9 protein-coding genes are annotated in these 12,224 nt (G+C 73.9%); 3 read left to right on the top strand and 6 right to left on the bottom strand.

Translation table 11 applies throughout. The features are described 5' to 3' along the window. Positions 1-22: 22 nt before the first annotated feature. The 4 genes from ACFYO9_RS38595 to ACFYO9_RS38610 form a co-directional block, all read right to left on the bottom strand. On the bottom strand, positions 23-955 hold the full coding sequence (locus tag ACFYO9_RS38595; RefSeq protein ID WP_358779119.1) for a 1,4-dihydroxy-6-naphthoate synthase: 933 nt from the start codon (positions 953-955) through the stop codon (positions 23-25). Then, complete coding sequence (locus ACFYO9_RS38600) at positions 948-1,715, bottom strand: futalosine hydrolase (RefSeq protein WP_388667330.1); 768 nt, start codon at positions 1,713-1,715, stop codon at positions 948-950. The genes ACFYO9_RS38595 and ACFYO9_RS38600 overlap by 8 nt, the downstream gene beginning before the upstream one ends. Further along, entirely contained in the window at positions 1,685-2,194 is a 510-nt protein-coding gene (locus ACFYO9_RS38605) for a DUF2771 domain-containing protein (protein ID WP_355807941.1), read from the bottom strand. The genes ACFYO9_RS38600 and ACFYO9_RS38605 overlap by 31 nt, the downstream gene beginning before the upstream one ends. A gap of 170 nt (positions 2,195-2,364) precedes the next feature. Continuing rightward, positions 2,365-3,759, bottom strand: a complete 1,395-nt coding sequence (locus ACFYO9_RS38610) for an MFS transporter (protein ID WP_358779127.1) — start codon at positions 3,757-3,759, stop codon at positions 2,365-2,367. 1,017 nt (positions 3,760-4,776) lie between these two features. Between ACFYO9_RS38610 and ACFYO9_RS38615 the strand changes: the two genes are divergently transcribed. Next, positions 4,777-5,715, top strand: a complete 939-nt coding sequence (locus tag ACFYO9_RS38615) for a DUF3027 domain-containing protein (RefSeq protein ID WP_355807939.1) — start codon at positions 4,777-4,779, stop codon at positions 5,713-5,715. Positions 5,716-6,590: 875 nt separating this feature from the next. After that, positions 6,591-9,767 (top strand): sacsin N-terminal ATP-binding-like domain-containing protein, encoded by a 3,177-nt coding sequence (locus ACFYO9_RS38620; protein WP_358779120.1) that lies wholly within the window; start codon positions 6,591-6,593, stop codon positions 9,765-9,767. Positions 9,768-10,015: 248 nt separating this feature from the next. Here the strand turns inward: ACFYO9_RS38620 and ACFYO9_RS38625 are convergent, their stop codons facing one another. Together ACFYO9_RS38625 and ACFYO9_RS38630 are read right to left on the bottom strand one after the other, a co-directional pair. Continuing rightward, complete coding sequence (locus tag ACFYO9_RS38625; RefSeq protein ID WP_358779121.1) at positions 10,016-10,549, bottom strand: GNAT family N-acetyltransferase; 534 nt, start codon at positions 10,547-10,549, stop codon at positions 10,016-10,018. After that, a complete protein-coding gene (locus ACFYO9_RS38630) occupies positions 10,546-11,820 on the bottom strand; it encodes an XRE family transcriptional regulator (RefSeq protein ID WP_358779122.1) in 1,275 nt (424 codons plus the stop codon). The genes ACFYO9_RS38625 and ACFYO9_RS38630 overlap by 4 nt, the downstream gene beginning before the upstream one ends. Before the next feature lie 197 nt (positions 11,821-12,017). Here ACFYO9_RS38630 and ACFYO9_RS38635 point away from each other — a divergent pair. Next, a partial coding sequence (locus ACFYO9_RS38635; protein ID WP_358779123.1) for a hypothetical protein occupies positions 12,018-12,224 on the top strand: 207 nt, incomplete at its 3' end.

Raw genomic sequence — 12,224 nt, forward strand, 5'->3', positions numbered from 1 at the left:
GGGGAGAGCCGCTCGAATTCCGCTAGGGGAACGCCAGGGCGTCCGGGCCGAGGGGCGGTACGAGTCCCTCGGCCGCGGCACGCGTGAGGAGACCCCGCACCGCCGCGTAGCCGTCCTCGCCGAGGTCGGCCGTGAACTCGTTGACGTACAGGCCGATGTGCTGGTCCGCCACCGAGGGGTCCATCTCCTGGGCGTGCGCCAGGACGTACGGGCGGGAGGCCTCCGGGTCGTCCCACGCCATGCGGACCGACGTGCGGGTCGCCTCGGCGAGGTGCTCCAGCGCCGCCGCGCCGAGGCTCCGCCTCGCGATGATCGCGCCCAGCGGGATGGGCAGGCCCGTCGTGGCCTCCCAGTGCTCGCCCATGTCGGCGAGGCGGTGCAGGCCGTAGTTCTGGTACGTGAAGCGCGCCTCGTGGATGACCAGGCCCGCGTCGACCTTTCCGTCGCGCACCGCCGGCATGATTTGGTCGAAGGGCATCACCACGATCTCGCCGACGCCGCCGTCGGACAGCGTGTCCGCCGCCCACAGCCGGAAGAGCAGATACGCCGTCGACTTCTCGCTGGGCACGGCGACCGTCCGGCCCGTGAGGTCGACGTCCGGCTCCCGGGTGAGGACCAGCGGACCGCAGCCCCGGCCGAGCGCGCCGCCGCAGGGCAGCAGCGCGTACTCGTCCAGGACATACGGGAGCACGGCGTACGAGACCTTCAGGACGTCCAGGGCCGGGGAGGCGGTCAGGTCCTCGGGGGTCGAGGAGTGGGTGGCCGCCGCGCGTTCCGCGATGCCGTTGGTGATGTCGATGTCCGCGAACGTCACGTCCAGCTCGGGGGCGCCGGGCACCCTGCCGTGCGCCCACGCGTCGAAGACGAACGTGTCGTTGGGGCAGGGGGAGTACGCGATGCGCAGGGGGCCGGGGGTGGGGGTGGCCGCGGGGGTGGGGTTCAGGGGGTCAGTCATGTGTGTTCCAACTCCTCAGTACCGGCGCGCACTTCCCGAACGCGTCGCTCAGCGCGGCCAGCGCGTCGCCGATCCGCCAGGCGGCGCGGTCGCGGGGGCCGACGGGGTTGGAGACCGCGCGGATCTCCAGGACGGGCAGGCCGTGCAGGGCCGCCGCCTCGGCGACGCCGAATCCCTCCATCGCCTCGGCCAGGGCCCGCGGATGGCGTCGCCGCAGCTCGGCGGCGCGGTCGGCGGAGCCGGTCACGGTGGAGACAGTCAGGACGGTGGCGGTCTGGACGGTGCCGGTCTGGACGGTGTCGGTGTCGGTGCCGGTTGCGGCAGCGCAGGCGTCGGCCGTCTCCCGTACGAGGGCGGGGGGTGGGCGGTGCGTGATGGCGCCGAAGCCGAGTTCGGTGACGGGGGCGAAGCCGTCCGGGGTCTCCGCGCCCAGGTCGGCGACGGTGATCTCGTCGGCGACGATCAGGGAGCCGACGGGGGCGTCGGGTGCGAAGCCGCCGCCGATGCCCGCGGAGACGACGAGGCCGTAGGGGTGGCCGGTGGCCTCGGCGCGGGCGAGTGCGGTCGCCGTTCCCGCCGCGGCCGCGGCCGGGCCCACGCCCACGGCCAGCACGTCGATGGCCCCGGACGGGGGCAGCGCCCGGGCCACCGCGTCCCGTTCGGCGGGGACGGCGGTGGCGACGAGGACGCGGGTGTTCTGCCGGGTGTCCGTGTGCCGGGTGTCCGTGGTCAGGAGTCCTTCTCGAACTTGAACGACCACAGGCCCGTGGCCTTCGTACCGGAGCCCTTGCCGCCCTCGAGGAGGCTGACGGTCGACTTGCTGCCGCCACCGCCGTACTGCTGGTTGAAGAAGACGCTGCCGGGGATGACGACGTACGTCTTCTTGCTGGCCTCGGTCAGCGGCTGACCGTTCATCAGCAGCGTCCAGCCCTTGTCGGCGATCTCGGGGTCGACGCCGAAGCGGACCTTCTCGTCGGGGTCGACCTTGATGGTCTTGACGTCCTTGTCCTGCAGGCAGGGCTTCAGCTGCGACGTCTCCAGCTCCTTGCCGTCGTTGTAGCAGGAGGCTTCGGTGTGCACCGAGTCGCTGCCGACCGTCACGGTGGCCAGCGGCGTCGGCTTGTCACAGGCGGAGAGGACGAGGAGTCCGGCGGAGACGGCGCCAAGCGCGGCCACGGTGCGGCGGCGGCGCGCCGCGCTGTTCACATTCGCGGCTCCGCCGCGGAGCAGGGAGGTCATGGGCGAAGGCTATCGGGCGCGTCGTGGGGTGTTGTTACTCGGGGGTGGCGGGCGTGCCGTGGCGTGGGCGGCTGCGCTGTGGCGTGGGCGGCTTCGCTGTGGGGTGGGCGGCTTCGCTTTGGGGTGGCGCGGTGAAGGGAGGGGGTGTGGGGGTGGCTGGGCGCTCTTCCTCATTTCACCCGGGAGCGGTGTGGGTCCGTGCGGTGGGAGGACGTCAGGAGGCCTCGGGCCGTGGTGAGCCAGCCGATGGCTACGATCGCCGCCGCCACCGAGAGGCCCAGGGGGCCGATCAGGGGCAGGACGATGCCGATGCCGCCGCCCAGCACCCAGGCCATCTGGAGCAGCGTCTCCGAACGGGCGAAGGCGGAGGTGCGGACCTGTTCGGGTACGTCCCGTTGGAGCAGGGCGTCCAGGGAGAGCTTGGACAGGGCCTGCGCGAAGCCGGCGCAGGCGCCCAGGCAGGCGACGCCTACGGCGCTGAAGAACAGGGCGGACGTCACGGCGACGGCCAGGACCACGGCGACGACGGTCACGATGATGACCTCGGGCGCCCGTGACTTGAGCCAGGCGCCGACGGCCGTGCCCAGGGCGTTTCCCGCGCCCGCCGAGACACCCACTATGCCGAGGGAGACCGCGGCGCTCTGGCCCGCGAGGGGGTGCTCGCGGAGGAGGAAGGCGAGGAAGAAGATCAGGAAGCCGGAGAGGCAGCGCAGGGCGGCGTTGGCGACCAGGGCGTGGGTGACGGCGGGGCCGACGGTACGCAGGCCCATGCGCCGTTTGCGGGTCGTGTCCCCGGCGGCTTCGGTGCGGGCGTGCAGGTGCAGGTGCTCCTCGTCGGCGGCGAGCAGCGCCTTGCTCTCGCCCTTGGACGAGTCGACCTTCCGGGGCAGCGAGAAGGACAGGAACATGCCGGAGATGAAGATCACGAAGGCGCCGTAGAGCGGCCAGCGGGGTCCGAGCGCCTGCAGCCCGGCGCCCGCGGGCGCCGCGACGGCGGTGGCGAGGAGGCCGCCGAGGGTGACCCGCGAGTTGGCCTTGACCAGCGAGAAGCCGAGCGGCAGGAGCCGCGGTACGACGGCGCTTCGCACCACGCCGTACGCCTTCGAGGCGACGAGCACGCCGAGCGCGGCCGGGTACAGCTCGACGCTGCCGGTCGCGACGGCGCCCGAGAGGACCAGGGCCAGCAGGGCGCGGGCCAGCATCGCGCCCGCCATCGCGGCGCGGCGGCCGTGCGGGAGGCGGTCCAGGAGGGGGCCGATGACGGGGGCGAGGAGGGTGAACGGCGCCATGGTGATGGCGAGGTAGAGCGCGACGCGGCCGCGGGCCTCGTCGGTCGGCACCGAGAAGAAGACGGTGGAGGCGAGGGCGACGGTGATCATGACGTCGCCGGCGCCGTTCACCGCGTGCAGTTCGATGAGCTTGCCGAGGCCCGACTCGCCCGCTCCGTGGGCGTGGGTGACCTTGCGGATGCCGCGGGCCGTGCCGGTGAACGGGAGGTGCAGGGCGCGGCCCAGCGCGCGGGCGGTCCGCCTCGCCGGGCCCGGCGAGACGGTTCCTACGGACATCGACCTGGTGGGGGCCACTCCGTCATAGTGCCCTGTTGGGGGGCGGCTAGTGCGAATACTGGCTGTGAGCCGTGGCGAACCTCTCCGCCGCTCCGCGGCGGGGCCCTTTTCGCCGGTTGCCCGGCGTGGTGGCCCCGCGTTGGCTCCCCGCGACGGGCGGCTGGTCTGCTTCGCCGCTCCGCGGCGGGGTGCCCACCCACCCGCCCGTTTGCCCCGCGATGTGGGGTGGGCGTACGGCGCCTTTTGCTCCTCGGCGCCGCGTGGCTGGTCTGCTTCGCCGCTCCGCGGCGGGTTTCCCGCCCGCCCGCCCGTTTGCTCCGCGATGTGGGGTGGGCGTATGCCGCCTTTCGCCCCCGGCGCCGCGTGGCTGGTGTGCTTCGCCGCTCCGCGGCGGGTTTCCCGCCCGTTTGCTCCGCGACGTGGGGTGGGCGTACGGCGCCTTTCGCTCCTCGGCACCGCGTGGCTGGTGTGCTTCGCCGCTCCGCGGCGGGTTTCCCGCCCGCCCGCCCGTTTGCTCCGCGATGTGGGGTGGGCGTACGGCGCCCTTCGCCCCCCCGGCACCGCCCGGCTGGTCCGCTTCGCCGCTTCGCGGCGGGGTGTGCGCCCGCCCACCCGTTTGCTCCGCGACGCGTGTTTGTTCCGTTGGGCCACCCGTTTGCGGGGGGTGTGATGTGGGCGGGTGGGTGGGGAAAACACCGCGGAGCGGGGGCGCATCGGGGTGTGGAGCCGGGGGAGATGGCACGGGGAAGGCGGTACCGATCCGACGGCCGGAGGACGGCTCGGGACGCGACGACGTACGTCGGTGTAGGCCCAGGGGCCAGGAGAAGGTAGCGTGCGTAGCGCGCCGCGGCGGTTGTTCTTGGCCGCGCGCCTCTCGGTCATCCCGCAGAATGGGTGACGTAGGTGCGCCCCGGAACGTCGGGCGCGGACGTTGACGCGGCCCTCTGGTCCGCTCCGTCCGCTCTCCCGCGTAAGGGTGGCGCACTCGTGAGACGGCGTAGGAGAGAAGCGATACTTGTGAGCGCAGCGACAACGCGAAGCCGTACCCCGCGCACCCCGCGTACCCCGGACCGCTTGTGCGCCGAGGCGGTCGGCCTGGCGCGGGCCGCGGCCGAGGAGGCCGCCGCGCCCGGTGTGGTCGGCGAGCATGTCGAAGTCGTCGTCGAGGGCGACCGCGTCGTCACGCACCTCTTCGAGTGCAAGGAATTCGGTTACCGCGGCTGGCGCTGGGCGGTGACGGTCGCCCGTGCCTCACGGGCGAAGGTCGTCACGCTCGACGAGACGGTGCTGCTGCCCGGCTCCGACGCGCTCCTCGCCCCCGAGTGGGTGCCGTGGAGCGAGCGGCTCCGGCCGGGCGACATGGGGCCGGGCGACCTGCTGCCGACGGACGCGGAGGATCTGCGCCTCGAACCCGGTTACTCGGGGGAGGAGGAGCCGCCGCCGAACTCCGTGGTGTCGCAGGAGATGGCCGAGCTCGTCGAGGCGGAGGACGCCGAGGTCACGGCGGGCTCGCCCGCCGAGCTGCCGGTGCCGCCGGCGCGGGGTTCGATCGCGGCGGTTGCCGAGGAGCTGGGCATGCGGCGGGCGCGGGTGCTCTCGCGGTACGGCCTGCATGTGGCGGCGGACCGCTGGGACGAGGTCCACGGCGCGAAGACGGCGATGGCGCAGGCGGCGCCGGCGGCGTGCGTCAGCTGTGGCTTCCTCGTACGGATCGGCGGTTCGCTCGGTCAGGCGTTCGGTATCTGCGCCAATGAGTTCGGGCCCGCGGACGGGCAGGTCGTGTCGTTGTCGTACGGGTGCGGGGGGCACTCGGAGGCGGCGGTCATGCCGAAGCCGCCGCGGCCGGCGCCGCCGGTCCTGGACGAGACCCGGGTGGACGTACTGCCGCTGCGCCCCTCGGCGGACTCCGGTTCGGTGAGTGTGGCGGGGCCGAGCGAGGACCTGGGCCACTCGTAGTTCCGGCAACGGGTGACGGTTCGGTTCCGGCATCCGGCACGTACGGCTGGGCGCCGGGCCTGAACCCGGCCGTGTGCCCGCGACGCGCCCGACGCCCGCCCCCCGGGGCAGGCTGCACCTGTTCGCGCCGCGCCACTCGCGGACTGACGCCCGCCCGCCTCCGACGTTCCCGTAACCCGTCTTGAGCACGCCACGGGTGGCGGCGGTCGTCCCGTCCGGTGCCCGGCTTGGCGTGCGCCCGTAACTCGCCCTGCGCCCGCTCCCGACCCAGGGGCCCCGGCAACTCGTCCGGGGCGGCCTGCGCCTGGTCGCGGCGCGCCGCCCACCTCCGACGGTCCCGTAACCCGGCTTGAGCACGCCACGGGCGGTGGCGGTCGTCCCGTCCGGTGCCCGGTCCGGCCGGGACTCGCCGAATGCGGGCCACGCCCCCGTTCCCGGACGGACGAGACTCGCCCCGAGGACCGCCGTCGGCGGGGTCCAGCGGCTTGGCGTGCACCCACCCTTCGCCGCCAGGCGGGCAGGCTGAGCGAACCGCTAAGTGCCCCCCAACCTCCCCTCACCGCGAAGCGGCCCCCTCGCCCCTGTCACCGTTCACCGCGAGGTAGGGCGGGGCGGCTGGGTGAATCGCCAAGCGGCTCCCGCCCGGGCACGCCCCCGTTCGCGGGCGGACGAGACTCGCCCCGAGGTCCGCCCCCCCGCCACCAGGCGAGGCGGAGCAGTCTGGGCAAGCCGAGCGCATGCGTCCCCGTACTCTTCGTAGGACCAAGACCGGCTACCGACCGGGACCTTCCGGTGATGGGGCGTGTCGTGTGCCTCGCCGGGTGGGCCGGCGTGCGGGGCCGGATCGTGTGTGGACGCAGAGGAGAGAGACGACCGTGAGCAAGAACGTGTGGCCGGCGGCCGAGGGTACCGACCCCTTCGGCACCGCCCGCCTCCGCCGCGGAGTCCTCGACGCGTGGGCCGCGGCCCCGGCCCGGTTCCGTGAGGACGCCAACGCCGAGGAGGACCTCGCCCTCGGCGGCTACCGCGACCGGCTCGTCGTGGAGCTCGCCCAGAACGCGTCGGACGCCGCCGCCCGCGCGGGCGTCCCCGGACGGCTCGCCCTGACGCTGCGCGACGGCGTCCTCGCCGCCGCGAACCGCGGCGCCCCGCTGGACGCCGCCGGCGTCGAGTCCCTGTCGACCCTGCGCGCCTCCGCGAAGCGGGAGGAGACCGCCGAGCAACAGCGGCACAGCGTCGGCAGGTTCGGGGTGGGGTTCGCCGCCGTTCTCGCGGTCAGTGACGAGCCCGCCGTGGTCGGCAGGACCGGCGGCGTCCGCTGGTCGCTGACCGAGGCACGCGAACTGGCCGCGGAGACCGCCCGGTTCAGCCCCGGGCTCGGGGATGAAGTGCGGCGCAGGGACGGTCACGTGCCGCTGCTGCGGCTTCCGCTGGCCGCCGAGGGCATCGCCCCCGAGGGGTACGACACCGTCGTCATCCTGCCGTTGCGCGACGCCGCCGCCGAGGACCTGGTCGCCCGGCTGCTCGACGGCATCGACGACGCGCTGCTGCTCGCGCTCCCCGGCCTCGACGAGGTGAGCGTCGAGACGCCGGACGGCGCCGTGCGCACCCTGCGCCGCCGCGCCGAGGCCCCGTACACCGTCGTCGAGGACAGCCGGGACGGTACGACGCGGTGGCGCACCGTCAGCCGGCAGGGCGCCCTGGAGCCCGAGCTGCTCAAGGACCGGCCGGTCGAGGAGCGGCTTCGCCCCCACTGGTCCGTCACCTGGGCGGTGCCCGCGGGCCCCGACGGCGCCCCCGTGAAACCGCGCACCACTCCGGTCGTGCACGCGCCGACGCCGAGCGACGAGCCGCTGGGCGTACCGGCGTTGCTCATCGCCTCGTTCCCGCTGGACACCGCGCGACGGCACGCCGCGCCCGGGCCGCTCACCGACTTCCTCGTGCGGTGCGCGGCGGAGGCGTACGTCGAGCTGCTCGCCGCGTGGCGGCCCGTGGCCGAGGAGATCATTTCGCTGGTGCCGGGGCCGTTGGGGCGCAGTGAGCTCGACGGGGCGCTCCGGCAGGCCGTACTCGAACTGCTGCCCCGCACCGCCTTCCTGCCGCCCGCCCTGCCCCGCGAAGCGCACGACGACGAGTTCGGCGACGAGGACGACGCGCTGCCCGAGGCGCTCCGGCCGCGGGACGCGGAGGTCGTGGAGGGCGCCGGCGCCGACACCGTGCGGGTGCTCGCCGAGGTGCTGCCGAGTCTGCTGCCCGCCGGGCTCGAACGCCGGGCCGAGCTGCGCACCCTGGGCGTCGCCCGGGTGCCGCTCACCGAGGCGATCGACCGGCTCGCGGGTCTGGAGCGGGAGCCCGACTGGTGGCGGCGGCTGTACGACACGCTGGCCGGGGTCGACCCGGAGCGGCTTTCGGGGCTGCCGGTGCCGCTGGCGGGGGGCACGGGGGGCACGGGGGGCGCGTCCCGGGCGCGTACGACGATCGGGCCCCGGCAGGTGCTGCTGCCCGCCTCGGGCGACGAGCGCGACCCCGCGGCCCTGGCGCGGCTCGGCCTGAAGGTCGCCCACCCCGACGCGGTGCATCCGCTGCTCGAGAAGCTCGGCGCGCTGCCGGCCACGCCCCGCGCCGTCCTGACGACGCCGCAGGTGCGGGCCGCGGTCGCCGCCTCGCTCGACGACGACACGTGGGACGAGGAGGCGCTGGACGCCGAGGAGTTGGCGGACGTCGTCCTCACCCTGGTGCGGGACGCGAACCTCGCGGCCGGCGACGAGCCGTGGCTCGGCGCGCTCGCCCTGCCCGACGAGGAGGGCGAGTTGGCGCCGGCCGGCGAGCTGGTGCTGCCCGGCAGTCCCTTCGCGCAGGTCATGCGGGAGGACGAACTCGCCTTCGTCGACGAGGAGCTGGCGGCGCGCTGGGGCGAACAGCCGCTGGCCGCGTGCGGGGTGCTCGCCACCTTCGCTCTCGTACGCGCCACCGATGTCGTCCTCGACCCCGACGAACTGGAGCCTCGCGAGGGCGACTTCGCGGAGCCGGACGACGCGGGGCTGCTGGACGCCGTGGACGTGTGGTGCGAGGACGTGCTCGACCGGCTGCCCGACACGCCGGTGCCGCCGGTCGCCACGGAGATCGTCGCGGTACGGGACCTCGATCTGGTCGACGACGACTGCTGGCCGCAGGCGCTGGCGATGCTGTCGCGCCCGCCGCTGCGGGACGCGCTGACGCAGCCGCTGCGGGTGCTGCTGCCGGACGGCACGACGGAGACGGTCCGTTCGTACGCGGCGTGGTGGCTGCGCGGCCATCCGGTGCTCGACGGGCGCCGGCCCGCGGGGCTGCGGGCGGAGGGCGGCGATCCGCTGCTCGCGGGCCTGTACGACGCGGCCGACGCGTCCGGGTTCGGCGACGAGCAGGTGCTGCGGGCGCTGGGCGTACGGACGTCCGTCGGCGCCCTCCTGGAGGAGCCGGGCGGCGCGGCCGAACTCCTCGACCGGCTCGCGGACCCGGAGCGCCCGGTCACCGCGTCCCAATTGCACGCGCTGTACGGGGCGCTGGCCGACCTCGACCCGGAACAGGTGACCCTGCCGGACGAGCTGCGCGCGGTGGTGGACGGCGAGGTCGTGGTGGTCGACGCGGCGGACGCGGTGGTCGCCGACGCGCCGGACCTGCTGCCGCTGGCGGGCGGGGTGGCCCTGCTGCCCGTACAGCCGGGCCGGGCGGGCGATCTGGCGGAGCTGTTCCAGGTGCGGCGGCTGAGCGAGACGGCGGCGGTGGAGCCGTCGGGCGAGGGCGTCGAGCACGAGGTCCCTGAGTCGGTGCGGACCTTGCTGGGCCCGTCGGCCCCTTCGACGTACGTCGAGTACGACGAACTGGTCGCGGGCGGCGTGGAACTGGACTGGCGCCGCACCCCGGACGGCATGGTGCACGCGGCGACGCTGGAGGGCGTGGCGGCGGGCCTGGCCTGGGCGGCGGGCCAGTGGCCACGGCGCTTCGAGGTGGCGGCGCTCCTTGAGGACCCGTCGAGGACAACCGAGCTGGCCCGGGACCGCTGGTTCGACTGAGGGTCTGCCCGCTGCACCGGGGCGGTCGATGCGGAGCTCTGGTTCGACCGTCCATCGATGTGCGGTGTGGCTGCCCTCCCCGGCAGCAGCCCGGCACGGCCTGCAGGGCTGGGACGTGTACGGGGCGCCCACCGGCAGGGGAGGGCAGGGAGACGGCGATGGGCAGCGCTCGCCCGCTCGGCGGGCCTGGCCGCGAAGCGTCGCGGCCAGCGCATCCGCTGGGTCGCGGTCCAAAGCCCAACCGGGGCTCAGCTCCGGTGCACGGGGCGGATCATGACGGTGAGCGGCGGCGAGTCCGGGGACGGTTGGCTCTGCCCTACGACCTCATACCCCCAGCGGGCGTACAGGGCCTGGACGCGTCCGTCCTGATTCGCCGGGGACACCATCAGGGACACCTGGGGTTCGTCGCGCAGGGCGAGCAGTTCGTCGTGGATGGCCCTGGCGATACCCCGGCGTCGGTACGGCTCGATGATCATCATCTCCTTGATGCCCAGGGTCGAGCGCGAGGTGACGACCGTGTCGAGCTGGGGGTGGACACGGGTCCACCACCGGTCCTCGACCGGCGTGAGCGCGTTGGCATACCCGTAACCGACCGCCTGGCCGTCCTCATAAGCGATGACCGCTTCCCAGCCCTGCTCTTTGCCGTGGCGGGCCAGGCGCTCGGCGTAGCGCTCCACGCTGTAGTGCGGATCGTGGAGCTGAGCCCTGCGAACGTCGGCGTACACCTCGATCAGGACCTCCCAGACGTCGTCGATGTCTCGGGCGTGGACGAGATCGGTCACGGAATCCTCCGGAGGTGGTGGGCCTGGGCGTAGGCATCCCAGAGTCGGGCGGGGGAGCTGGTGGCGGCGCGTTGGGCGAGGGTCTGGCCGAAGCCGGCGAGCATCCCGGCCACGCGCGGGTGTCCGAGCGTCGTTTCTGGGATGCCCATGGCCGTGCGCACGGCCGGGCCGAGATCGCCCTGGCCGAGCTGGGCGGCGGCCAGGCGGGCGGAGGTGATGGCGCGGGTGCGCGTCAACTCCGGGCGCAGTGCGGCGAGACTGCGGTGGGCGTGGGCTTCGGCGGTGGCGTAGTCGCGGGCGGCCAGGTGCGCGGCCGTGGCCAGGGAGTGCAGTTCGGCGCGGTCGAAGAAGGCGGTCATCCACACTGGGCGCGGCTCATCGGCGGGTGCACGCTCGTAGGCGTCCTGAGCCAGGCCGAGGGTGCGGTGGATGGCGCCGATGTCGCCCTGGATGCCGTGGATCGCCGCGTGCCGGGCGTGTCCGAGGGCGGCGAAGAGCGGGTCGCGGCGAGTGATCGGCAGGCGTCGGGCAGCGTCGTTGGCCGCGAGTGCGTCGGTGCAGCGGCCCAAGTGGCGGTAGAGCGATCCGGCATGGGACCAGATGCGGAACTGGATGGTGAGGTCGCCGGACATCACGGCGAGGCTGGCGGCGCGGTCGAAGTGGCGTTGGGCGGCGTCGAAACGCCGACCGTCGATCGCCGCCCACATCGCCGAGGATGTGAAGGATGCCGCCGTGGCGTAGACGGCGTTCTGGATGCGTTGTGAAGCGCTGCCGTGGGTGAGCAGGCCAAGGGCCTCACCGGCCATGGCGAGAGCCTGGGTTTCGATGGTGAGGCGGCCGCCCTGGCGGTGGTCGTGGGTGATGATCTGCGCGAACTTCCCGTGCAGGCGCTGTATGTCAGATGCGCCGATGCGGTGGCGGGTATCGGTTGCGGCGGGGCGGGTGGCGGCGCCGAGGACGAGGCTGGTGGCGCCGGCGGCGAAGGTACGGCGAAGCACGTCATTCTCCTGGGGCTCGGTCACGGGCGCGCTGGTCCGCGGCGTGAACCCCAGCTCGGTGGCCGGGCATCCGAACACGATCTCTAACGCTATGCGCTGCTTGGTGTGCGGCCAGCCGGTCTGCCCGCACACCAGATTGTGGACGGTGCGCGCGGAGACCTTGCCCCGGCTGCCGGTGAGGGTGTGGATGGCGTCGTTCATCCGCTCGGCCAATTCCACATGTGTCATACCGAGTTCAACCATCCGGGCTTTCAGCGCATCGTTGGCCGCCACGCCCTTCACGGTAGCCGCGCGCTGACCTGCGGTAGATGGGTGAGGGTCAAATTTTCCGGTTGTCCGCACGCAGCCCAGTCCCTGTTTTTCATCGCGGGAACGGCGGGGCGCCGTTGTACTGGTCACCACCCGCACCGACAGTAGGCAAACGATCACGGTGCGCCTCCATTCCTTCGAGGTGGCAAACGGTGACGCTCATGACTGGCTCCCACCCTCGGCACCAGGCTGGGGACCCCATCGACCTGGCGTTGGTGGACAACGCCGTCCACCGCGCCGAGGGCCTGGCCGTCGCCGACCCCATCGGCGGGGTCGCGGACGAAGTCGCCGCTGAGCTGTCCGGCTACCTCGCCCCGCTGATCACCCACGCCGAAATGCATTTGGTGGCCAAGAGCGGCGTCACCCCT

The sequence above is a fragment of the Streptomyces sp. NPDC005863 genome, assembly GCF_042871345.1.
Lineage (GTDB): Bacteria > Actinomycetota > Actinomycetes > Streptomycetales > Streptomycetaceae > Streptomyces.